Source organism: Deinococcus aerolatus, from assembly GCF_014647055.1.
Lineage (GTDB): Bacteria > Deinococcota > Deinococci > Deinococcales > Deinococcaceae > Deinococcus > Deinococcus aerolatus.
This window is the reverse complement of record NZ_BMOL01000006.1, coordinates 22448-45233: the sequence shown is the minus strand read 5'-3', so window position 1 is coordinate 45233 and position 22786 is coordinate 22448. Positions and strand designations below refer to the sequence as shown.

Sequence of the window (22786 nt, the reverse complement as noted above, 5' to 3'; positions counted from 1 at the left end):
CGCGGCTGGGCGTATGAGGTGCCGGACCGCGCCCGCAATCCGCACTACAGGGCGCTGGATACGCTGTTCCTGAAACTCAACCTGAGAGAGGTCAACACCAACGGCGCGCATCAAAGCGCACTGGTGGGCGGCAAGTTCTCCGGCGGCGGATACACCGCCGAGGCACTGGCCCACATCGCCACCCAGACCAAGGCGGACGCGCTGTACCGCAAGATCGACGTCATCATCTTCACGCCTTCCCCCCGCAAGGGTCAGGCCCGCGCCGAGACGCACCGCTCAGTCATGACGCTGATCCACGCGCTGCCCAGGGCGGACGACACCACCCGCTTTACCCGCATCCCCCGGTCACTCGAAACCTACCCTCACGGCAACACGCCGCACCTGCTCCCCCATCAAGTGGAGGTCCTGCGCGCACGCCGCAGCCCCCTGCCGGACGCCACCCTCGCACTGCTGCAACAGCCCCTCAGTGCCCGTCTGGCCCAGGCCCGTGTGGACCTGAACGTCGACGGCGTGCTGTCCAGTTCTCAGCCGCGCCGCTACTACGGACTGCTGCCGTCGGACCTGACCGGACGGCTGTCCACCGTCGCGCTGATGCGCCCCATCGGCGGGCGGTACGCCCTGGAAGTGCAGCGGACGCTGGTGGTCACCGACGACATGGCCGCCCTGGGCGACACGGACCTCAACCACCGGCTGACCCTCGCGGGGATGCGGCTGATGCTGGGCGTCCCGGCTGATCCGGCCCGCTGGAAGGTTGACCCGCGCAGCCTGCTCAAGCTCAATCAGCCCGATGCCGTATGGGTCAGCGACGCCGGAACACGCCACGCCGTCGAGGCGGACACGGGCGACTATTCAGGGCGGCTGGTGGAACGGAAGCTGGATTCGTTCATCCAGCAGGGCTACCTCAGCACCCTCTGGGGCACCCCATCGGCGCAGCGCTCAAGCAACCTGCAACGGCAGTTTGGTCACGAGTACCGCGTGGACTGGGTGCACCCGGCGTGGTGGAGCGCATGAGCCGGAAGCCTCAGAACCGGGCAGCCCGACACGGCCGGGTGGCAGTCCAGAACCATGGCCCGGATGCCCTGAAAGGTCCTGAGGCGATGCGGCGCCTGGACCGTGCGCGGTCACATTAAGACGGGACGCGGAGGCCCCGAACCATGGCGCGGATGCCCTGAAAGGTCGGGAGACGATGCGGCACCTGAACCGTGCGCGGTCACATCAAGACGGGACGCAGAGGCCACGGACGCCGGACATCTGGCGCTCCAGAACCATGGCTCGGATGCCCTGAAAGGTCCTGAGACGATGCGGCACCTGAACTGTGCGCCGGTCACATTAAGACGTGAAGTCGCGGCCCTGAACCATGGCACGGATGCCCCGAAAGGTCAGGAGATGATGCGGTGCCTGAACCGTGCGCCGGTCACATTAAGACGGGAAGTGGCGGCCCCGGACGCTGGACATCTGGGCACCCACCCCACCTTGAGGGCAGCGGCTGCGGTCACCCATCTTCGTGGGGCGGGGTGCCAGCGCCAGTGCTGGCAAGCCAGGCGAACACGCCAGATCAGGCCTTCTGGGGGTATCGATTCACGCCGAGACTTAGCGCGCTTTACCCCCGATAGCACACATATCCCCCAGATTCGGAGTGCTTCACAGTCAGAAAAAGTCTCGATTGGCGACGAAACTCCGAGATACATCGAATATCTACACTTCCACACCCACCACCCTCACAACGCCCCCCACACCCGGCCCTGCAGCCCTCCCCAGCGCTCCAGCCCGAGCCTTTACGGTGCGGGGCGGCGTGGCCCGCTCGGCGGGTGGCCGGCGGCAACACGTCGGCGGCGCCGGGCGAGGCAGGACGTCCGAGGCGGGTGGCCGCCCTGCGGGCTGAGGGCCACCCGGATGCACGAGGGGCAAGCGACTCATCCGCACACACCACGAGGCGCCGGGCAAGGCAGGACATCCGGGGCGGGTGGCCGCCCTGCGGGCTGAGGGCCACCCGGATGTACGAGGGGCAAGCGACTCATCCGCACACACCACGAGGCGCCGGGCAAGGCAGGACGTCCGGGGCGGGTGGCCGCCCTGCGGGCTGAGGGCCACCCGGATGCACGAGGGGCAAGCGACTCATCCGCACACACCACGAGGCGCCGGGCAAGGCAGGACATCCGGGGCGGGTGGCCGCCCTGCGGGCTGAGGGCCACCCGGACCCACGAGGGGGCAAGCGACTCACCCGCCCTAAGAGCGGGCGAGACCGGCGGCACGCATGACCCAACTCAAGACCGTCGGTGTGACTTTGAGTGGCCGTGTCCCCCGGTGCACCACTGGAGTCTGGATGAACTTCACTGACAGGGGCTGACGCTGATCCGGCAACGGGAGGAAGTCATCGAGCGGTGTGTCCTGTCTGAGCTGACCCGGGATCAGGGCGCGCCGCCTGGCGAGGTGCGACTGTGCACCTGAAGTCCGCAAGGTCTCAGCGGTGCACGGGCAGCCGTCACCCCGCGGTCTCTTCTTTCTGAAGAGGGCAGGGACTCGCGCACACTTCGTGGCGAGGCAGCGGCGAGCTGAGACCAGCGAGGTGTGGATGGAAGGGCGGGGAGAGAAGTGGCAGGACCGCTCGGCGTGTGCCGGTGATGCCGTGACCAGACGGACCGTGGGGTTGACCGGGCGCTGAACAGAAATCAGCGCCGCCCTTGTCCCTTCGTCAGAGGTCAGACACACTCTCGCGGGGACAGAGCAGCAGAGGTGAGCCAGCCTGAAATGGTCAGCGCAAAAATCTGGGCGTGGGCACTCAGTCTTGGCCGCAACACCATGGACCTCGTCTTGACTTGTCTCGGCGCCCAGTCCACATCCAAGGTGCTGGTCACCGTGACCTCTGGTGATGGCTGCGAGGCCAGAGGCCTGGCGCACTCCGACGACGGGTGCCCGTACGCGTCTCGAGAAATTTGTTCGCCTCGCTTGTGCGGGAGTGTGTCAGGTCAGTTGGTTGGAGGGTGCATCTTCTTGGGAGCATCGGAGACTCTGAAGCGCTGCAGGTGGACCGCCTCCACCATCTCCTGACGTTGTGACACAGAGTGCGGGCGTGACCGACACCCGACCCAGGGTCGTCAGCGTGTGCGCCTCCACCAGTCATCCAGAATTCTGTTGAGTGATGGACGTGGGACCGGACGCCGGGGTGAGACACACTTCTGTCCCACGTGCCGTGATGCCGGCGGCGGACGCGCACGGACGGTGATGCGTTGGCGACAGACCTTCATCCCGGAACAGCTGGCGGACTGAGCATCAACGAGGTCGCGGCGCGCGGCGTGACGGAGCGCCACGCATCGGACTCGTTCTTGTGTGACGACGGCGATGACGCAGAAAGTGAATGAACATCACGCGCCGCGCGCTGCCGCACGCCGAACGCCAGACAGCGCCGCAGTTGATCGTGGGAGAGAGAGCCAGCGAACCGAGAGCCAGGTCCTTGCCTTCGTCCCAACCTGGAACAACGCCCACGATGCTGAGTCCTCTACTCAGGAGGAGATGACCTCGGTGTCTGCCAGCCTGCAGCCTGCCACCTGAACTGACAGTAGATGTGCGGGTATGGATCAGTTGCGCTCGGGCGTCCACGGCATCACGGGCAGCGCGGAGAAGGCATGGACATCAGCATGGTGGGCTCGGTCTATCACTGCCACCCTGCACGGCTGCGTGGACGTGCCTTGAAGACGCAGACCGTGGAGTGCTCTGTCCACGCAACACCTGTGGCGGCGTTAGCGCGACAGGCGGGGCAACGTGCGGCCGATGACTCGCCCCGTGATGCCCGGCGAACTGTGGAAGCGCTGGCCAGCCGAACCAAGTCAGGGTGTTTGGCTTGGAAGAGGGAAGCGTTGGAAAGAGGCGCGGGAAGTTTCAGTACGGCCCGGTAATCCGCAGTCGGTCGTCAGGTCCCGATTGAAAGGGCGCAGCCAGAGCTGCGCCCTTCTTGAGCTGGGTTACACGAGCACGGGGAGCTCCCGCAAGTGCGGCACTGGCCCCTCAGCCTGCAGCACCCGGAAGCGCAGCTCGTCCTGTTGCAGCCACGTCAACAGCAGCAGCACATGGGGCAGGCCGCCACGCTCCGACGGGATCACGTACCGCTCAGGCTGCGTCCGCAGATGGGTCATTTCCGGCATCCCCAGCACGTCCCTGGCGTCCTCCGGCGGAGCTGCCTCACAGTGCCACCACCAGCCCAGATGGTGCCGCTTGATGAACCTGAGTCCCGCCCGGTAGCCGTCATACCAGGGCTGAACGTCATCGCCGCGCCCAGTGTCCAGTTCACCGTGGGCGTTGCGCATCCACTCGGGCGCATCGGTCTGCAGGTCAGCGATCCAGGCCCGGTCCCCCTGAGTCAGGCCCACCAGGGCGGTGAAGCAGGAGAGGGGCGGAGCGCGCATGAGGTTCACCGCCTGCTGCTGGGCACCGAAGTTGACGATGACCGTGAGGGGTTCAGTCGGGGCAGAGGTCATCCCTGAACCTCCGGTTCAGGGGTGTGGTGGAGAGCCAGCCAGGTACACGGGTCGAACTCGTCCGGCCCCACATGGCAGGCCAGCATCGTGAAACTGTGGGACAGCCAGCCGGCGAACACCAGGGGGTGTTCGGGCGTGACCAACTGCTGCTCGGCGGCCCGCTCGAACCACCGCAGACAGTCGGACACTTCAGGGAACTCCCCGCCACGGGCCGTGAGCCACTGCCCCGCCCAGTCCAGACGGGGGTCCGTCTGGCGGTAGGCATCGGTCAGGCCCAGGAGGTACAGGGGGTCCATGGCCAGGGGCTCCGGGGCCAGGGCGGCGCTGTAACCGCGCGCCGCTGCGAAGCGGACGTGCAGTTCGCCCTGATCGCGGTGGCCAAACAGCGGTCCACTGTGTGGGCCGCCCCCACCCAGGGCATTGAGCAGCGTGTTCTTCACGGCCGGACTGACCAGGAGGTTGGTGAGCGGCTCAGCCTCGTCGTCGGTCCGCCTGCGGCGCTGACCGATCAGCGGCAGGAAGCGCTGGTGGGCGCGCAGCAACTCAAACTGCATGGGGATCCCAGGGGTGATGGGACGGCGGGATGCTCGGGGTATGCTTCATACGATCCACCTCAAACAGGTTTTGGATTCTGAGGGGGCCTGAGTTCCTAGGCCCTAGCCCCTTCAGATCTCTATTATTGCCACTAGACGGTAAGTACGTCAAGACGGAATAGTCCAACGAATCTAACGTTGTGAGGCAGAATGGATGGATGTCCGAGGTCCGCTGGCAACTCGACTCTTTTCTCAAGGCACGTGGTCTGACCGCTTACGCGTTAGCGAAAGCGAGCGGCATTCAGCGCTTGAGTACGGTGTACCGGATTGCTGGAAAAGACGCTCCTGTCAGGGTTGATCTGCCAACCCTGGCCGCCCTGCTTGATGGTCTTCGCCGGTTAACCGGCGAAGATGTGCGACTCACAGACATTCTGGAATACGTGCCTGGATCCGAATCCACATCCGAGGTCGACCCGCTCAATCTGGACTGATGTCTGCCTCCGGCACCTCCATGCCTGCCAGAGCCTCCTGATCCCGCTCGCGCAGCTTGATGCGGCTAAGCTTGCCCCGCAGCACCTCCAGGGTGTACTCCCCCTCCCCAAACAGCGTGCCGTCCACTTCCTGGGGCAGCTCGATGACCACCGCATGCTGCTCGGCGTCGTAGCGCACCTGCACCTTGCCCCGGGCATGGCGCTCCTTGAGGGCCTCGAGCTTCTTCTTGCCGGCGTTGAGAAAGGCCCCTTTGCGGCGGCCGCTGTCCTGCAGTTCGATGACTTCCCCCACTTTAGGCAGGGCTACCTCGTACTTGCTGTTCAGGTAGCCGGCCATGTTGGTGCGGGGGGCGACGTCCCCGTGGGTCAGCAGCACCTTGCCCGGGCTGTAGCGGGCGATCATGCCGAGCAGGCCGCCCCTGTCGGCGTGCGCCGACAGGTAGAAGCGCTCGATGCGGGAGGAGGCCGGGATGGGCTCGCGGCCCCCTCGGCCATCCGGCAGCAGCACTTCCCCGCCCTGCTGCAGTTCCAGCAGCCGTCTGCTCGGACTCTCAGCGTCCTGGTAGCCGACGACGAACAGGGCGTTCTCCGCCTGAGGCAGCCACGCACGGACGTACTGCGGGCCGGTCCGAGGCGAGGATGGCCTCGCGCTCGCGCCGGTCTCCCACCGGGGTCACGATGCCGCTCAGGAAGGCGGGCTGCCCGCTGGATTTCGTGCGGTTCTGCAGGGCTTTAGGTAGCAGGGGCAGCAGCTCCTCGTACGTCTGGGTCATCTGACGGGTCAGCCCATCCAGATGGATGGGCACCTGGGGCAGCAGCCCACTGGCCATACCCGTTTGCAGCAGCTGGGTGATCTCCTGGGCGCGGCCCAGCGCGAACGAGGGGATCAGCCCCCGCCTACCCCTGCGTAGGGTCGCTCCGATGGCCGTGATTGAGAGTCAACGCCGCTTAAAGCTGGTTGAATTTTCCGAACCATTGATGAGACCGAAATGGGGTGACCCAAAAGGGGCTTAGCCTGGGCCTGTGGGCGCACCGTGTGGGCACCGCGCCAGACTCAGGGCCGCCCGGGTCCCGGTTCATCATGCCCGGCGTCCAGTTGCGCCTGATTGAGCAGCGCCTGCAGCGTCTGCCAGGGCAGTGCGGCGCACTTCACGCGTGTGTGCAGGGTATGCACGCCGCGCAGGGCCGCGAGGTCACCCAGTTCCGGCGCGGCTTCCCCGGTGCGGATCATCCCGGTAAAGGCGCCGATCAGGGCAAAGGCCTGCTCCACGGTTTTGCCGTGCAACGCGCTGGTCATCAGGCTGGCGCTGGCCACCGAGATGGCGCAGCCCTGCGCGGTGAAGCGGGCGTCTTCAATGCGGTCCCCGTCCAGCCGCAGCATCAGCTGCAGCTGATCGCCGCACGACGGGTTGTGGCCACCCTCCGCGTGCGTGGCGTCCGGCAGGTCTCCGAAATTGCGCGGGCGGCGGTAGTGTTCCAGCACCACCTCCTTGTAAAGGGCCTGCATGACGGTGCCTGATCCGGTCATGGTTCCTCCGCGAAGAACTGCACGATGTCGCCCAGTGCGTCTGCCAGGGCGTCCACATCGGCGGGCGTGGTGTAGACCGAGAAGCTGGCCCGAACGGTGCTGGGAACGTCAAAGGCGCGCATCAGTGGCTGGGCGCAGTGGTGGCCAGCCCGCACGCAGATGTTGGCCTCATCCAGAAAACCGGCCACATCGTGGGCATGGGCACCCGCCACGTTGAAGCTCACCACCCCGCACCGCGGCCCCGACGGGCCGTACAGCTGCAGGCCCTCCAGCGCTTCCAGCCGTCCAAGGGCGTAGTCCAGCAGGGCGCGCTCGTGAGCCTCAACGCGGGCCATGCCCAGACCGTCCAGGTAGTCCAGCGCCGCGCCGAAGCCGATGACCTCGGCGATCGCAGGGGTGCCCGCCTCGAAGAGGTGGGGCAGCGGGGCGTAGGTGCTGGACTCGGGATAGACCTCGCGAATCATGTCGCCGCCGCCCTGGTACGGAGGCAGCCCGCGGAGCGCCTCGGGGCGGGCCAGCAGCAGCCCCACCCCGCTGGGGCCCAGCATCTTGTGGGCACTCAGGACGTAGAAGTCCGCGCCCAGCTCGTCCAGGTTCAGCGGAAGGTGCGGCGCCCCCTGCGCGCCGTCCAGCAGAATCGGAAGACCCTGGGCATGGGCCAGCTCTACCAGTTCGTGGGCCGGATGAATGGTTCCCAGCGCGTTGCTCACGTGCTGGAGTGCCACAATTTTGACGGGCAGCTCGCGCAGCTTGCGCCTGTAATCGTCCAGGTCGAGTCTGCCGTCCGGGGTCATGGCAACGGCCTCCACCCGCGCGCCGCACTGTCGGGTCACCAGATGCCACGGCACCAGATTGGCGTGATGTTCCATCTCGCTGACCAGCACCACGTCGCCGGCGCTCAGGTGGGTCTGTCCCCAGCTGTGGGCCACCAGATTGACGGCCTCGGTGGCGTTGCGCGTAAAGATGACCCCGTCACGCGAGGGGGCGTGGAAGAACTGCGCGGCCCGGTCGCGCACAGCCTCAAACCGGTCTGTGGCGCTGGCCGACAGCCGGTAGGCCCCCCGGTGAATGTTGGCGTAGTCGTGGGCGTAGAACTCCGCCATCGCCTGAATGACGGCGGCAGGCTTCTGACTGGAGGCGGCTGAGTCCAGAAAGACCAGCTCCGGGCGGTGGGCAAACAGAGGAAAGTCCGCCCTGACGTCCAGCAGCTGGGCTGCAGGTGGGGGGGGTAGAGGCGTACGAATCATGACCGCTCCTTGGCCGGGCAAAGGCACCGGGTCCTGCGCTGCATGGTACCAGCCGCCCACACGGGCCATTCCGGCCCAGGGCACAGGCGCCGTCTGGAGGTGGCGTGAATGTGACGGTGGGCCTTGCTACACCCGCCGAACAGCTGCGTTTCTCGCTGGCAGAGGCGGGTATAGCAAGGCCGGTTTGACCCGCAGAGTCAGCGCGCCTGGTGGGGCAAGTGCGGAGGGCATATGGCATGGTGGAGGGCCACTGGCAGGCCGTAGGCCAGGACAACACGATCCAGGTCCCTGGGGTGCCCCGCTTCAGGGGGAAGCGTCGGTGGAACCCAGCTCCGACGTGCTCAAGCAGGTCGGCTGGGCGTTCTGGAACCATCCTGCCTCCGCCTCCTGCCGTCCGCCGTGGGTCAGCCGCTGTGGCAACAGGTCAGAAAAGGGTGGGCGGTGATGCAGCAGCGGGAGTCGTCATAGGACCAGATCCTGCCCTCTGTATGCCGCACTGCGTCGTGAACGCCATTGACCATAAAGTAGCAGCTGCTAAGGGAGCCAGACTCCACCGATGCGCAGCAGGTACCGGGCAGCTCCGGACACGTGTTCACGCGGCTGCAGCTGCACCGGTACAAGGCTTCTGTCAGATTGAGTGGCCTAGACTTCTCCTCAGGTATACATGTCGACAGGACAACGCTCCCTTCAGGCCGCTCAAAAGTTGCGATTGCAGCGCACGCTGCTGGGCAGCCTGACCTACGTCTTCACGGCGCTGGTCGCCGTTGGATTTGAAGTGATGGGGGTTATTGAAACCTCGACGCTGATCCCCTATATCATCGTCATTCTGGGCGTCAACGCGACCGTGTTGTGGTTGCTGCTCAGCGGGCGCAACTTGCGGCTTCGGGATCCGTCCATGACCGCTCCGCAGGTGCTCACTGGCCTGGCGTGCAATGCGTACATCATGTTCCACTTGCAAGATCCGCAGGCCCGCATGGCGTTCTTGCTGCTCAGCACCATGGCCCTGATGTTCGCTCTGTTCATCTTCCAGCTGCGGCAGGTGTTGATGCTCGCCCTCCTGATGGTGGGGATGTACCTGACCATCCTGGGCACCCTGCTGGTCACGCATCCCGAACGCGTCCACCTTCCGATCGAAGTCGTGGTGGTGTTCGCCTACACCGGAGTCATGGGCATGATCAGTCTGCTCGGTCATGAAATGACCCGGCTGCGCCAGAAACTCCAGGAACGCAACGCGCAGCTCGAAATAACCATGAGAGAGCTGGAGCAACTTGTCCTGCACGACACGCTCACGCAGCTCCCCAACCGGCGAGCGATCATGCAGGAACTCACCCACAAAATGGAAACGGCCCTGCATGACAGCAGCGGCGAGAGCTTCTATGTCTTCCTGCTTGACATCGACCACTTCAAGACGGTGAATGACACCTATGGACACAACTGCGGTGACGAGGTGCTGCGGACCCTCGGGCAGGAAGTGGCGCGCAGCCTGCGGCACGGCGATTTCGTGGGGCGCTATGGGGGCGAGGAATTCCTGCTTGCGTTCGCGCCGGGCAGTTCGGAAGCCGCCCGGCAGGCCGCTGAGCGCATCCGGGCACGGGTGGCCGGGTTGCAGGTGAGCAACGGCAAGCCCGCGCTGCGGGTGACCGCGTCGCTGGGCGGCAGCCGTTACATTCCTGGGGAAGCCATCGAGGACACCCTCGAACGGGCGGATCAGGCGCTTTACACGGCCAAACGCCAGGGACGCAACCGCTCGGTGCTGTGCAAGCAGTCCGCTGCGCCGGCGGTCCGGTATCCGGACCGCCGGCGCAGCAAGGTGCCGCACTAGACTGAGACCACGCGCTCGGGGTTCCCCCGATTCTGCGGTTCTGCCGCTGATTCCGTCCACCGGGGCAGCTCGCGAGCAAAACACGTTGGCGAAGGGTTTCAAATGACCCATGCCCGTACATCTGACGCTTGATCAACCTGATCTTGTTCACAACGCCTTCAGTGAGCCTATTGCTCCAGGACAGGGTCATCGCGGCGAGGAGTGCTTCCTTCTCCCTCACCCGACGGGTGGCCAGCGTTTGGATGTCGGGCAGGCCGCAGGAAGCGGCTTGCTCCAATCACCTGACCACATGCGGTTTCCCGCGTCGCGGAACGGTATTGCAGATCCCTGATGAATGGCAGCCCTGTATTGCAATCCAGAGATCCCATGCCATTCGGTTACGCCTGATGCCGTGACCCCAGAATCTGAAGACTGACTGTCAAGACGTCGGTGGGCGAGAGGAGCAGAATGCCTGGCATGCTCAAAGACCATGGACACCTTCCTGAAGTGCTGATGCGCGCAGTGAACGCGGCGACCAACGGGATCGTCATCACCAGCAGCGAGGGTGACCAGCCGATCGTGTACTGCAATTCAGCCTTCGAGCAACTGACGGGTTACCAATCCAGCGAGATCCTCGGACGCAACTGCCGCTTCCTGCAAGGAGAAGACACAAATCCTGAGACCCAGGCGAGCCTCCGGCATGCGCTGAACGCTGGCGAAGCGATTGACGTGATCATCCGGAATTACCGCAAGGACGGCACGGCATTCTGGAACGCGCTCAACCTCGCGCCTGTACAGGACGTGGCGGGCCACCTCACACACTTCGTGGGCATCCAGACGGACGTGACGCAGCGCGTGCTGCTCCAGCGAACACTGGAAAATCAGGTGCACACGGATGACCTGACCGGACTGAGGAACCGCTCGTTCTTGATGCAGGCGTTACAGGCGGCCGTCCGTGATCTGGGATCCGGCCGCCTCTTCGCTGTAGGCTTCGCCGACCTCGATGATTTCAAGGCGGTAAATGACGCCTTCGGTCACGAAGCGGGAGATGAAGTGTTACGGCAGGTCAGCATCAGGCTGCAGCAGTGCATCCGGAAAGGGGACGTGTTGGCGCGGCTGGCAGGAGATGAGTTCGTGGTCCTGGTGCGGGCTATGGAAGGCTGCGCCCTGGACTCGCTCGCGCAGCGGCTTCTGAACGCGCTGGAACGTCCAGTTCGGCTTCAGGGTGTTCAAGTGCGGGTGCAGGCGAGTCTCGGCTTTGTGCTGCCGGCAGCAGGTATGGATGCCGAAGCAGTGCTGGCGGCAGCAGACCGGGCCATGTATGACGCCAAGCGTGCGGGGAAGCACACATTCGTCATTCGCGACTGTCGCTAACGGTTGGAGCACCCTGGCGAGCCTCATTCTCTGAGATGCTGGGAGCTCCTTCAAAATAAGCGCTGACGGTCTATCCAGTTGTCCTGGTCACGCTCAGGCGTGCTGCGCCAGGTTGACGCGGTTACGGCCCTCCCGTTTGGCCGCATAGAGGGCGAAATCGGCATTGCGCATCAACTGGGCCAGGTGGGTTCCATGCTGGGGGTAGACGGCCGCGCCCATGGACACAGTGACCATCCCGATCGGGTGCCCCTGGTAGTTGACTTTCAGGTCCTCAACCGCCTGACGGATGTGTTCGGCACGGGCAGCCGTCTGCTGCAGGTCAGCGCCAGGCAGCAGCAGGGCAAACTCTTCACCGCCGTAGCGGCAGGCCACATCCTCACCCCGCACGTTGGTCTTGAGCAGGCCGCCCAGGGTCTGCAGCAGGATGTCACCAACCTCGTGTCCATAGTTGTCATTGACGCGCTTGAAGTGATCGACGTCCAGCATGATCAGGCCCATGGGAACCCCATACCGCTGGGCCCGGCGGACTTCCCGTTCGAAGGTCTCCTCCAGATACCGGCGATTGAATATGCCGGTCAGGGGGTCGCGAATGGACTGTTGCTTCAGCGTCTCCCGAAGGCGGAGGTTGACCAGCGCCGAGGCCAGCGCTTCAGCAGTGGTCTGCGCGAGGCGCTCATGCCGGGCCGTGAACGGCGCCTGGCCGCTCAGGTGCAGCAGACCAATGGTTTCCCCCTGCGCGAGCAGCGGCACGCACAGGACCGGGCCGAGGACATGCACGTGCCGGCAACGTAAGTCCCGCAGGCCCTGCTCCCCCTGGGCGGAGACAAAAGCGCGGCCGCGGCGCAGGCCCCAGCAATCGGATGGACCGAAGATCGTGTCGCTCCCAGACGCACCATTCCAGGCGGCCACCTGCTCCAACACATTCCTGGACGGGCCGAAGTCATACAGGGCACCAGCCACGTCTGGGAACAGTTGCGCCGCGTACTTCGCCACGACCTGCTGCGCCTCCTCCGCGCTCAGGCAGGACTGCAGCATTTCCCCCATCTCGCTGAGGACCTGGCTTTCCTCGTTGTGGCTTTTCAGTTCCTGCACCTGGGTCTGCAGCTGAATGCTGAGGTCCTGCAGCTGAGCGGTGCGCTCCTCGACGCGGAGTTCAAGTTCGTCGCGGGCGAGCCGCAGGGACATCTCCGCTTGTTTGATATCGGAGATGTCTTCCACTGCGGCAATGAAATAAGCAGGCTGACCTTGTGCGTCACGCACCAGAGAGCCGGTGAGATTCACCCACACCTCCGTCCCGTCCTTGCGGAGATACCGCTTGTGCAGGGAATAGGTGCGCAGTTCACCGGTCAGGAGCCGCTGTACGTTCGTGAGATCGATATCCAGATCATCCGGATGGGTGACGTTCTGGAAGGTCAGCTCGGTCAGCTCTTCGCGGGTGTATCTCAGGATGTCGCACAGTCGGTCATTCACGCCCATCCAGCGGCCCTCCAGGCTGACATGCGCGATGCCGATCGCCGCCTGGTTAAAGGTAGAGCGGAAGCGCGCCTCGCTTTCGCGCAGGGCCTGCTCAGCCTGGTGCTGTTCGCTCACGTCACGGAAGACTGCCGTGAAGAGCTGTTGTCCTCTCACGTTCACCTGAGAGATCGTGGCTTCCACAGGAAATTCAGAGCCGTCTACCCTCATGGCCTGCAGGGTGATGCGCCCGCCCGGCAGGCCATGAGACGAGGTGCGTGCCTCTGCGAACTGCTGCATGAGCTGGGCATGCTGATCGCGAGACCGGACGGAAATAAACCGGTCCATCCGCTGGCCAAGTGCCTCCACAGCCGGAAGATGGAACATGGCTTCAGCCGCCGCGTTGAACACCAGGATCCGCTGGTCTTCCCCCGTGGTGATCACGGCATCGGAGACCGTACTGATGATGCCGGACATTCTGGCCTCGCTGTCCACGACGGCCATGTACAGCCGGGTGTGCTCGATGGTTGCTGCCGCCCGGTGCGCGAGGTCCTCTGCCAGTTCCAGGTCTTCTGGCGTGTAAGCGCGGTCCGCCTGCGAGGACGCCAGGCACATCACGCCGATGGTCTGCCCCTGCGCCACCAGCGGCACGGTCAACATGGAGCGCAACGCCAGGTTCTGGAGCTGCTCACGTTTCTTCGCGTCCGGAAGGGCGTCAATCACGGCCTGAGAAACGCTGGCCGTGAGGACCGACTGGCCTGTGCGGTAGACCTGATAGATCCCATTCGGGGCGGCTCGGTCGAGGGGGTAGGCCTCGAGCATCTGTGACAGCGAGGCCACCAGCTGCGGGTCCCGATGAACGGCCGTTCGGAGTTTCAAGTCGTCCACCGCGTCAGGCAAGAAGACCGTGCACCAGTCGGCCAGCGTCTCCACCGTCAGTTCTCCAAGACGCTGCAGGGTGTCCTCCAGGTTCAGGGAGGAGGACAAAAGCGTGCTGGCCTGCCCCAGAAAAGCGAGCCGTTCATTCGCCTGCACAACGACTTCCCGGCTTTGCACACGGTCAAGCGCCTGAGCACACAGCTGCGTCATGGTAAGGATGAAGTGCTGCTCCATCTCGTCGAAGCGGCGTGGCCCGTTGAAGCTCAAGGTCAGGACCCCATAGAGTTGTTCGTTGACCACCAGCGGAAGTGCCGCGACGCTCTGCGTGCGCTGCGCATGGACCTCCGCGGAATCCGGGTACTGCCAGTCCCGTTCATCACCACTCACAAATACAGGCTGATGGTGCCGGGCTGCGTCCGTGGGAGGAATGTTCAGGTGAAGCGGAACACGGCTAAGCCGGGCGCGCAGTTCGGGGGTATACCCCCATTCGGCCACGCGTTCCAGATGCTCGCCGTCCGCAGTGATCTGCATCAGCGCCGTCATGGACGCCCCCATGACTGCCCCCGCCTGGGTCAGCATGATCTCAATGACCTGCTGCGCCCGCCTGGGCGTGAGCAAGGCCGCGGTGACCTGCTGAAGCTGCTCCATCCGGCGAGCATTGGTCACGTCCTGCAGGTGAACCATCAACGCGCTGTTCGCAGGGATGAGGGTAACCTTGAACCAGCGCCCTAAAAAGGCGTTGTACGGCTCGAGGCTCAGGGACCGCTGTTCACGAAGGGCCTTCTCGCAGACCACGGACCACTCGTCATCCAGCAGGTGATGGAACTCCGTTTCCAGATGACACCCCACCAGGGTCTCCCTGTCCCGCCCCACCAGCTGCGCGGCGCGTTGATTCAGCGCCGTGATATTGCCGGTGGCGTCAAGCGTGAAGTACGGGGAAGGCAGGCTGTCGAGCAGCAGGGTAAATTCGGCAGAGGCAGGGGATGTATTTTCTATCATGTTCTCATTTCTTGAATTCGGCGGGGCCCTTCGTCTTGCTCTGCTACACAGTACGCTGCAGCACTCCAGGATCCCGAGATCAAGCCTCAGGCGAGCGCCAGCTCACGCATCGCCAAACGGTTCAGGAAGTTTTGCAGCACGCGGTTAAACGCTCCTGGTTCCGTAAAGTTGGGGATGTGTCCCACGCCCGGTAGGAAGGCCAGTTCTGCATCGGGCAGGCGCTGGGACAGGTACTGGCCCACTTCCACCGGGACTGCGCTGTCCGCCCGGGTTTGCGTCACCAGCACCGGGTGACGGGCACTGTCCAGCAGGCCGCGGTAATCTGATTCGAAGATGGCCCGCGCCACCACGCCCGCCACTTCTGACCGCACGCCCTGAACGCGCTCAGCAATCTCCTGGAGGGCCAGCGACACGGGTTGATTGAGCAGCATGCCGGTCATCGCGTCCTGCCAGCCGTCCTGTCGGTCAATCAGCCCATAGAACGCCTTGACATCGGCCTGCTTAAAGCCTCCCAGGTACGTGGGCGCGTTCAGATACCTTGGGCTGGCCCCAATGAACACCAGGGCATCAAACCGTTCCGGCCGCTGCAATGACGCAAGCAGACCGATCATGGCGCTCATGGACGCGCCCAGCAGGGTGATGTGCCGCAGGTCGAGTTCATCGATCAGCCGAACCATGTCCGCCGCGTACCCGTCCAGGTGGTGGTGCCGGTCAGCCTGCCACAGCGCTGGATCGGAGTTGCCGAACCCGGCCAGATCGTAGGTCACAACCCGGTGAGTGGCTCCAAACTCCTGAACCTGGTGACGGAAGATACCCTGATGAGAACAGAACCCATGGGCGCACAGCAGGGTTCGTTCCCCTGAACCGGTGATGGTGACGCGGGATTGCTGAGCAAAGCTGGAGCTGAACTTAGTGTGGGTCATGCGATGGATCCTTAATTCGGGAGTTGTGATTCAGGATGCCCAGGAAGGTCTCGACGACCCGTGCATCAAGCAGCACGCCCGCCTCCCTGCGCAATTGTGCGGCGGCTTCCTCGTGGGTCCACGCCCGCTTATAAGGGCGCTCGCTGGTCAGGGCGTCGTAGACATCCACCACTGCGAAGACCCGCGCAGCAAGTGGAATGTCCGCGCCTGTCAACCCTTTTGGGTATCCGCTGCCATTCCAGCGTTCCTGGTGGTATAGCACCACCTCCAGGGTGGTCGGGGGCAAGGAAGGAATGTGATGCAGCATCTCGTACCCGATGCCTGGGTGCCGCTTGATCACCTCCCACTCTTCCGGGGCGAGCTTGCCAGGCTTGAGCAGGATCGCGTCGGGAATGGCAACCTTGCCGGTATCGTGCAGGAACGCGCCCCAGCGCAGGGCGTCCAGGTCATCACCTGAAATGCCCAGGGCTTGACCCAGCAGCTGGGTCAAGCCCACGACACGGTCGGTGTGGCCCTTCGTTTCGTAATCCCGGTACTCCAGCGCCAGGCCCAGCGCCCGCAGGGTCTCTTCACGGGACAGCTTCAAATCGTCGAGATGGGCGCTGCGTTCCACCGCGCGGCTGGCATGTTCACTCACGCCGGTCAGCAGCCGGCGGGTATCGCCGTCCACCTCGAACCTGCTGTTCGTGCCGAAAGCCATGCAGCCCCGCAAGACACCTCTTGAGACCACCGGCAGAACCGCCAGGGACGTCCAGACCTGCCGTGGCAGCGGTTCAGGCGGACAGAACACCGTCTGCTCAGGGCCCGCGAAGAAGACTTCGTGGCGACGCAGGGCCTTACCGACCTGACCGTTGCGGTGGATGCGCTCCAGGGGAAGGGTCCAGGCGAGCATCTGCTCCGCGGTCTCACCGGCACGCAGTGATCCGATCAGGGTGTCGCCGTTGACCGGAAAGTAAAAGCCGTAGGTGTAGGGCGTCAAGTTCAGGCAGCGCTCCAGGGCGGTCTGAATGTGTTGCTCAGCGTCCTCCTGCGCGGCGAACTCTGCAGTCAGGTCCACCAGATGCTGGAAGCGGCGCAGCTGGAGGTTCAGGGCCTGCTCTGCTTCTTTGCGTGAGGTGATGTCCCGGGTGGCGACATGCATTTCCACCAATGTGCCAGCCTCATCGGTGATTTTTCGCGCAGTGCTCTGTACCCACACGAACGTGCCGTCCCGGCGCCGCATCTGGTAAGCAGAACTGGGGGTCTGGGCGCCCCAGGCCGCTGTCACTTCCGCTGTGTCCATTACCTGACCGATCTTGAAGGTGCGCAGTTCCTCTGGGGTATACCCCAGCATGCCTTCGGCTGCGGGCGACGCGTACAGGCACTTTCCGTCCGGATTGTAGATGCGGATCAGTGTGTCAGATTGCTCCCCGATCAGTTGCAGACGGCGTTCACTGGCCTGGCGTGCCTGCTCGCCCTCAATCCGGGCGGTCACGTCACGGGTATTGACCACCACGCCCCTGAGGTCAGTGTCATGGATGGCGTTGGTGCCGGTGGACTCCAGCCACACCCAGTGGCCTGCCTTGTGTTGAAAACGGTAGGTGACCAGACATGGCAGCCGGGTATCCACCGCCTCCCTGAACGCCCGGTTGACCCGGTCGCGGTCATCCGGGTGGATGCCTTCGAACACGTTCAGGCCGATGCGCTCCTGAGGCGTATAGCCCAGCATGCGCTCGACCGAAGGGCTGACGTACTGCGTCATTCCGCTGAGGCCGATGATGGCGACCGGGTCGGAACTGTGGTCCGCGAGCTTGCGGAACAGTCGTTCCTGGGTTTGAAGCCGTGCGTGTAATTCACTGCGTTCCAGGGCCAGGGCACACTGGGCCGCGACGCTCCGCAGGTGCTTCCGTTCGGTTTCACTGGGGGCACGGTCCTCCTGGAAGGACAGTGTGATGGCCCCCATGACCTTCCCGTTGCTTTTGAGGGGCAGCACGGCCGTGCTGCCGGCACCATGGGCATGTTGCAGGTGCGGATACATACTCTGCCAGTCCTCGTGCGTGAGGAACACATCACGGTCTTCGCGAATAGCGTCGGCCGCGGGGACAGGTGTGTCTAAGGCGAAGCGCCGCCAGGGGCGCTCGATGCGTTCCGGGTACCCGGCGCTCCCCAGCACATTCACTAGTGTGCCGCCCTCGTCCAGCAGGAGAACACCACCGGCGAGGGCGCCCATGGCTTCAAGCCCCTGAAGCAGCATGACCTGCACGACCTCGTCAGTGGTGCTGGTGCTGGCCAGGGCCATGCTGAGTCCTTCCAGCGCACGGGCCCTCTGCCCGGCCAGCACTTCGGCAGTCACATCACGTGACTGCACCAGAATGCCGCGCACTTTGGGGTCGTCCAGCAGGTTGACAGCAGTGCCTTTCAGCCAGCGCCAACTGCCGTTGGCATGGTGCACCCGGTAAGGGCACAGCGTCAGCGTCTCACCGGGCGTAGAGAGACAGATGTCACGGACCACCCGTTCACGGTCTTCAGGATGGAGGCAATCCGTGATGTGGTGCATGGGTGCACGGTCGCGGTCACAGCCGAGGTGCTGACATGCGGAGGGGCTTTGATACAGGATCTGTCCATCCCGGTTAAGCAGGGTGATGAGGTCTGCACTGTGCTCGATCAGGGCCTGAAAGGAGCTGTCGTTGTCATGCAGGGCACTGAGGGTAAAGGGAGCTGTGGAGAATTCAGTCATTGGACCTCAGGAGCCGGGTTCCACGAGCAGGAGCCTAACGTAGAGTAAAGTATAACTGAACATCTTCACATCTTCCTTACACTTGGAATGTTCCTGCAAACCGTGGGTCAGAAACCAATTGACCGGGATAAGGGTGCAGAGCAAGGACCAGTGCAGTGCACGCGTCTGTGATTAGCGAGCGAGGCTGGTCAGGACCGCAACGGGGTCCTGACCGCGCAGTCTCCACCGTGGACTTGATACGCATGTACGTGTGCGCCCCAACCGCGTTCTTGCTGCACTGCGAGACTTTCCTCGCCATCACCACAGTCCGCAGGCTCGGTCAGCCGCGTTATTCGTCGGGGGAATGTCGGGGTGCTTCAGGAACTGCCACAACCGATCCAGTACGTGCTGTTTCATAATGCCCTGCTGGAGGCGCTCGTTCGCTTTCGACTGTAGCGGTGCCCGGTTCAGCAGGGCGTCCAGACGCAGGGTGAGGGATTCACTCTGCTGCGCATAGTCCTCCCGCGTACACCCACCCGTCGTCAGGTCCCGGTGCAGCCAGATCCCCTCTCGGAACACCTGTTCCAGCCGCTGTCCGTACAATTCCCCGCGCCCTGGGCGACCCTGCCCGCTCGGCCATGAGCCTCGTGCGGTACGGCGCCGAAGCCTTGCGTTGGGATCCGCCGGAGTCAGGTGAATTCATCGGGCTGCTGGCCCCTCCTTTTCCTGTGCCAGGTGCCGCTTGAAGTGAAGTTGTCCGGTACAGAGCTCCACCGCTACAACGCGTTATTTGCCTGCGCTGTACCTCAAGGGGCGCGTGAGGATCAGTGCCACCATCAGGCGTTGCTGCGGGGGCATTAGAGGATCAGTTCCAGTCGCTCTGACCCTTGAGGGGACATTGTCAAAGGGCTGGACAGTGGCTGGTAACGGGGTACGGTGAATGGCCTGGAGGTTTACCATGAACCAGAAAGCCCTTGTGTTCGCGGCCCTGCTGGCCTGCGCCCCGCTGCCCGCCGTTGCTCAGACCACCCCCGCTCCCCTGCTGAGCGGCACCACCGGCACCCTGCCCTGGGGCCTGTACGCCGGTGGCCTGACCGATCTGCAGGCGGGCGACAACCGCCTGCGGCTCAGTGCCCCGGCCGGAGTCAGGGTGCTGGGCACCCGGTACGACGACGGCTCCCGCACGGCCTTGCTCACCTACCGCCCCACGTCAGGGCTGAGTGCCCAGAATGCGCTGGCCTTTGCGACCGAGCAACTTCAGCGGCAGGGCTTTGAACTGACCTACCGCGTGATCTACCCGGACGAGGCGCGCGCCCGCGCCCTGCTGCGCCGCATGGACCGGTTGATCGAGGTGCAGGTGCTCAAGGGGGCCACGGGAGCTATTCAGGCCCTGTACCAGTTCCGGGGCGGGGCGCTGCCCGGGCGCCTGCTGGTGGGTGAGGCTCCAGACAACCTGCGGGTGTACGCTGAACCCATCGACCTGAAGACGGTGCAGATTGTGCCCGGCCGGATTTTTCTGACGCCGCCCGGCAACGTGTTGATCGACAGCGCCAGTTACCGTGACCGTGAGGCCAGTCTGCTGTTCTACGGCATGTACACGCTGCAGGAGCTGGAGGATTATTACCTGCCGTTCTTCCAGGCGCAGGGCTTCGTTGAGACGGTGGAGCGGGACAGCGGTGAGCTGTCGCGCACCTATCAACTCGCCCGCTCAGGCCAGACCTACCGCCTGACCCTGACGGCCTCCGACGCGACGTCGCGGTCCAGGGTCACCCTCGAACCGTGAACCGTGTCCTGGCAAGCGGCCTGACCGCCCATTCGATTTAGCGGCGGCCATGAGGTTGAGGGCACACGGCCCAGATCCCCGCACCGCTCTTCGGTTGCGCTGACCGTGCTGGTGGTGGGTGGCGGCCCTGGACCTGGTTCTGCCGCAACTGTTGCTGCCTGCGTTCGCCGGATTGGTCAGGCTGGCGTGGCGCGTGGGACAGGCTGGCTGAGTGATCTGGAATGTCGCGGTGGCCGCGGCTTTTATGATTCTTCAAGTGGGCTGGGTCCTTCCCGGCGCGTGCCTATGCTCGCGGCTCCCATCACCCTGCTCAGCCTGAACACACTGGGCGCCTCTGCCGATCTGGCGTAGATCGCCGCGCTGGCCGAGCTGGAAGCGGCGGATGTGGTGGTTCTGCAAGAAGCCGTGGTCAACGACCATCCTGAAGATGCTTACCCCGCGCGGGTGCGCCGCTTCTGCCCGCTGGGCCACAGCGCGTCAGGGAGAACTGGTGATCCTGACGCGCTCGTCCTTGCGCTTCAGCCGGACGCTACGCTTTCCTGAAACGGGTCACGCTGTGCTGGTGACACGCCTGCGCGTGTCGGCGGGTGACGTGATGGTCATCAATCCCCATCTCCAGATGCCCACTCTGGCCCTGCTCACTGACATCGCCCGGCCTGGCGAACCCCGCACCCTGCTGGAACGGGCGGCGGGGCGTTTGCAACTCTGGCGGGAAGTGCCAGGGGCCGTGCGGCAGGTGCAGGCGGCAGTGCCGGGCGCGGTGGTGTCGGCGGTTATATGAACGCCCCGATCAGCGGTGAGTTGCACACCCAATTGCGGGCTTTGGCTTTACCTGTGCTGCCCAGCTGGGCGTCACCCGGCTCAATCACGTCTGGGGCGGCGACGTGGTGTCCACCGAGGCCTAGGCGCCTTCAGCCACTGTCCCCTACTGGTGCGCTCTGGGCTACGCGCAGCCGCTTCGGTCAGAGGCACAAACCACCCCTGAAAACCTGGGTATTCGCCCTAAAGTTGACGGCACGTTCTCAGAATGATGAGGACCAGACTTTTTAAAGAAATAATGGAGACTTCTGAGCAGACTAAAATGAGCCCTCATGGCTGAAGCATGGACGCTTCTTCATTCGGGGATCTGTTTGAGGGCCGAAGAAGATCCTGAAACAACATTTTGCCTGAATACCTGTTCATTCTTTGTGCAATTGATGGGCAATCAATTAAACCTTCGCTTTCGTGAAATGAAGAATTTTTTTTGTCCCTTCATTTCATGTTCTGAAGGCAGCGCCTCGTTAGGGTCACGGCAGATCACCAACATCTGGTCATCTGGTTTATTCGTTCACTAAACCAAGGAAGGAGTTTCTATGAACAACAAAATGATTCGGAATGCTGGCGCTGTGGCGCTGACCGCCGTTCTCGCTTTCTCTCCCGTGGCCTTGGCCCAGCAGGCTGTCCTGTCTGGCACCACCAATGGCTTGGCCTGGACCCTCTATGGCCCGGGCGAACTGGGCAGCCTGAGCAACCAGTCCACCACCTTGCGGGTCTCGGCCCACCCACAGGCCAAGGTGGTCGGCAGCAAGTACGATAAGCAATCGGCGGTTCTGGCCTTCCGGGTGGATGCGCCTCTGAAGACGGTCTACACCTATCACGATGACCAGTTGCGCGCTCAGGGTTTTACCCGAACCTCGCAGAACACGGCAGACAACACCGCTCAGGCCGTGTATACCAGGAGCGGCTCACAGGTTCGTCTGAACCTGGTTCGTCAGGGCAACAACAGCTACCGCGCCACTTTTGACCTGAGCGGCGTGCAGATGATGGCGCAGGGCAAGGCAGGCAGCACAAATGCCAGCAACACAACAAATGCCAGCAATACAGCCGTGACCCGTGTCTTGCCCGTCACGGTGGTGGGCGTCACCAAATTCACGCCGCAACAGAATGCCGCTGCGGGCCGCAACGCACTCGTCAGTGCCAAGGACTTCGCGGGCGTGCAATACATGCTCTACGGTCCTATCGAGCTGAGCAACCTGTCCAGCAACGCGGGAACGGTCAGCTTCTCCATTCCACAGGGATCGGTCCTGACAGAAACGGATATCAACGCCGACGGTACCCTGATGGGCCGGATCGAGGGGTCCAGCCTGGACCTGCAGCAGGTGATGGACTTCTATGACCGTCAGTTCAAGGCGCAGGGGTTCAAGCTGGTCAACCCTACCGACACGGGTGCGGGCCTGGATTATGCCCTGACCTACATCTATGAGCGCGGCGCACAGAGCCGGGTGTCGTTCAGCGTCGAGAAGGAATTCGGTACGTACCGTCTGGTCTGGGATTTCCAGCGGTCCTGATCCCGGTTCTCTGAATCTTCTCCATAACAAAGAACAGCAGGTGGCCGAAGATAAGGCCCCTGCTGTTCTCTATCAATTTGTAGCTTCAGATCGTAAGAGCGACGGGGAATTGGACGCTTTTGCGGGCAACTGTTGTAATCACGGCTTAATGGTATTGCATCAACACTTTCTCCATATATGAAGTTCGTCTTCCCGGCATACTTACGTTGTATTCCGGCGCTCCCGTGATAATGGAGGCATGGATATCAAAGGAAGAGCTTTCGCTGTGTTACTGGGTGGCCT

General features: G+C 63.7%; 16 protein-coding genes and 1 pseudogene. 7 read left to right on the top strand and 10 right to left on the bottom strand.

The window, feature by feature from the left end; all coding sequences use genetic code 11:
- Positions 1-18 precede the first annotated feature (18 nt).
- A complete protein-coding gene (locus IEY31_RS08075) occupies positions 19-1011 on the top strand; it encodes a hypothetical protein (protein ID WP_188970747.1) in 993 nt (330 codons plus the stop codon).
- Between the two features lie 2948 nt (positions 1012-3959).
- Here the strand turns inward: IEY31_RS08075 and IEY31_RS08070 are convergent.
- Positions 3960-4472 (bottom strand): hypothetical protein, encoded by a 513-nt coding sequence (locus IEY31_RS08070; protein ID WP_188970745.1) that lies wholly within the window; start codon positions 4470-4472, stop codon positions 3960-3962.
- Positions 4469-5026: a hypothetical protein gene (locus tag IEY31_RS08065; protein ID WP_188970743.1), complete on the bottom strand. Its 558-nt coding sequence runs from the start codon at positions 5024-5026 to the stop codon at positions 4469-4471. The genes IEY31_RS08070 and IEY31_RS08065 overlap by 4 nt, the downstream gene beginning before the upstream one ends.
- Positions 5027-5223: 197 nt before the next feature.
- Between IEY31_RS08065 and IEY31_RS08060 the strand changes: the two genes are divergently transcribed.
- Entirely contained in the window at positions 5224-5496 is a 273-nt protein-coding gene (locus IEY31_RS08060) for a helix-turn-helix domain-containing protein (protein WP_188970741.1), read from the top strand.
- On the opposite strand, the gene IEY31_RS18660 is transcribed toward IEY31_RS08060, so the two are convergent.
- The 4 genes from IEY31_RS18660 to IEY31_RS08045 all read right to left on the bottom strand — a co-directional run bounded on the left by IEY31_RS18660 (position 5483) and on the right by IEY31_RS08045 (position 8271).
- Positions 5483-6004, bottom strand: a complete 522-nt coding sequence (locus IEY31_RS18660; protein ID WP_229723416.1) for an MBL fold metallo-hydrolase RNA specificity domain-containing protein — start codon at positions 6002-6004, stop codon at positions 5483-5485. The two genes, IEY31_RS08060 and IEY31_RS18660, sit on opposite strands and share 14 nt — an antisense overlap.
- 43 nt (positions 6005-6047) lie before the next feature.
- Positions 6048-6269 (bottom strand): hypothetical protein, encoded by a 222-nt coding sequence (locus IEY31_RS18655; protein WP_229723415.1) that lies wholly within the window; start codon positions 6267-6269, stop codon positions 6048-6050.
- A gap of 281 nt (positions 6270-6550) precedes the next feature.
- Positions 6551-7024, bottom strand: a complete 474-nt coding sequence (gene sufU, locus IEY31_RS08050) for a Fe-S cluster assembly sulfur transfer protein SufU (RefSeq protein ID WP_188970739.1) — start codon at positions 7022-7024, stop codon at positions 6551-6553.
- Positions 7021-8271, bottom strand: coding sequence for an aminotransferase class V-fold PLP-dependent enzyme (locus IEY31_RS08045; protein ID WP_188970737.1), 1251 nt, complete (start codon positions 8269-8271; stop codon positions 7021-7023). The genes sufU and IEY31_RS08045 overlap by 4 nt, the downstream gene beginning before the upstream one ends.
- 709 nt (positions 8272-8980) lie before the next feature.
- Between IEY31_RS08045 and IEY31_RS08040 the strand changes: the two genes are divergently transcribed.
- Positions 8981-10093 carry a GGDEF domain-containing protein gene (locus IEY31_RS08040; RefSeq protein WP_188970735.1) on the top strand — a complete coding sequence of 371 codons (1113 nt, stop codon included), beginning with the start codon at positions 8981-8983 and terminating at the stop codon, positions 10091-10093.
- A gap of 91 nt (positions 10094-10184) precedes the next feature.
- Here IEY31_RS08040 and IEY31_RS08035 read toward each other — a convergent pair.
- Positions 10185-10370, bottom strand: a pseudogene (locus IEY31_RS08035) (transposase); the annotation flags it as partial.
- A gap of 179 nt (positions 10371-10549) precedes the next feature.
- On the opposite strand from IEY31_RS08035, the gene IEY31_RS08030 reads away from it, so the two are divergent.
- On the top strand, positions 10550-11446 hold the full coding sequence (locus IEY31_RS08030; protein WP_188970733.1) for a GGDEF domain-containing protein: 897 nt from the start codon (positions 10550-10552) through the stop codon (positions 11444-11446).
- Positions 11447-11539: 93 nt separating this feature from the next.
- Here IEY31_RS08030 and IEY31_RS08025 read toward each other — a convergent pair whose 3' ends face one another.
- The 3 genes from IEY31_RS08025 to IEY31_RS08015 all read right to left on the bottom strand — a co-directional run bounded on the left by IEY31_RS08025 (position 11540) and on the right by IEY31_RS08015 (position 18415).
- Positions 11540-14776: a diguanylate cyclase gene (locus IEY31_RS08025; RefSeq protein ID WP_188970731.1), complete on the bottom strand. Its 3237-nt coding sequence runs from the start codon at positions 14774-14776 to the stop codon at positions 11540-11542.
- An 86-nt stretch (positions 14777-14862) separates the two neighbouring features.
- Positions 14863-15699, bottom strand: a complete 837-nt coding sequence (locus IEY31_RS08020) for an alpha/beta fold hydrolase (protein ID WP_188970729.1) — start codon at positions 15697-15699, stop codon at positions 14863-14865.
- Positions 15686-18415, bottom strand: a complete 2730-nt coding sequence (locus IEY31_RS08015) for a PAS domain S-box protein (protein WP_188970728.1) — start codon at positions 18413-18415, stop codon at positions 15686-15688. Before IEY31_RS08015 ends, IEY31_RS08020 begins: the two co-directional genes overlap by 14 nt.
- Before the next feature lie 937 nt (positions 18416-19352).
- Between IEY31_RS08015 and IEY31_RS08010 the strand changes: the two genes are divergently transcribed.
- The 3 genes from IEY31_RS08010 (at position 19353) to IEY31_RS08000 (ending at position 22504) form a co-directional block, all read left to right on the top strand.
- On the top strand, positions 19353-20177 hold the full coding sequence (locus IEY31_RS08010; protein ID WP_188970726.1) for a hypothetical protein: 825 nt from the start codon (positions 19353-19355) through the stop codon (positions 20175-20177).
- A gap of 427 nt (positions 20178-20604) precedes the next feature.
- Positions 20605-20958, top strand: a complete 354-nt coding sequence (locus tag IEY31_RS08005) for a hypothetical protein (RefSeq protein ID WP_188970724.1) — start codon at positions 20605-20607, stop codon at positions 20956-20958.
- A 571-nt stretch (positions 20959-21529) separates the two neighbouring features.
- The gene (locus IEY31_RS08000) at positions 21530-22504 is read left to right on the top strand and encodes a hypothetical protein (RefSeq protein ID WP_188970722.1); all 975 of its coding nucleotides are present in this window, start codon (positions 21530-21532) and stop codon (positions 22502-22504) included.
- Positions 22505-22786 lie beyond the last annotated feature (282 nt).

Bases quoted from the DNA above. Each gene is read 5' to 3' on its own strand.
- IEY31_RS08060 (WP_188970741.1), top strand. From the start codon at position 5,224: ATGTCCGAGGTCCGCTGGCAACTCGACTCTTTTCTCAAGGCACGTGGT.
- IEY31_RS08020 (WP_188970729.1), bottom strand. From the start codon at position 15,699: ATGACCCACACTAAGTTCAGCTCCAGCTTTGCTCAGCAATCCCGCGTC.
- IEY31_RS08000 (WP_188970722.1), top strand. From the start codon at position 21,530: ATGAACAACAAAATGATTCGGAATGCTGGCGCTGTGGCGCTGACCGCC.
- IEY31_RS08030 (WP_188970733.1), top strand. From the start codon at position 10,550: ATGCTCAAAGACCATGGACACCTTCCTGAAGTGCTGATGCGCGCAGTG.
- IEY31_RS08005 (WP_188970724.1), top strand. From the start codon at position 20,605: ATGCTTACCCCGCGCGGGTGCGCCGCTTCTGCCCGCTGGGCCACAGCG.
- IEY31_RS08070 (WP_188970745.1), bottom strand. From the start codon at position 4,472: ATGACCTCTGCCCCGACTGAACCCCTCACGGTCATCGTCAACTTCGGT.
- IEY31_RS08045 (WP_188970737.1), bottom strand. From the start codon at position 8,271: ATGATTCGTACGCCTCTACCCCCCCCACCTGCAGCCCAGCTGCTGGAC.
- IEY31_RS08015 (WP_188970728.1), bottom strand. From the start codon at position 18,415: ATGACTGAATTCTCCACAGCTCCCTTTACCCTCAGTGCCCTGCATGAC.
- IEY31_RS18655 (WP_229723415.1), bottom strand. From the start codon at position 6,269: ATGACCCAGACGTACGAGGAGCTGCTGCCCCTGCTACCTAAAGCCCTG.
- IEY31_RS08065 (WP_188970743.1), bottom strand. From the start codon at position 5,026: ATGCAGTTTGAGTTGCTGCGCGCCCACCAGCGCTTCCTGCCGCTGATC.
- IEY31_RS08025 (WP_188970731.1), bottom strand. From the start codon at position 14,776: ATGATAGAAAATACATCCCCTGCCTCTGCCGAATTTACCCTGCTGCTC.
- sufU (WP_188970739.1), bottom strand. From the start codon at position 7,024: ATGACCGGATCAGGCACCGTCATGCAGGCCCTTTACAAGGAGGTGGTG.
- IEY31_RS08010 (WP_188970726.1), top strand. From the start codon at position 19,353: ATGAACCAGAAAGCCCTTGTGTTCGCGGCCCTGCTGGCCTGCGCCCCG.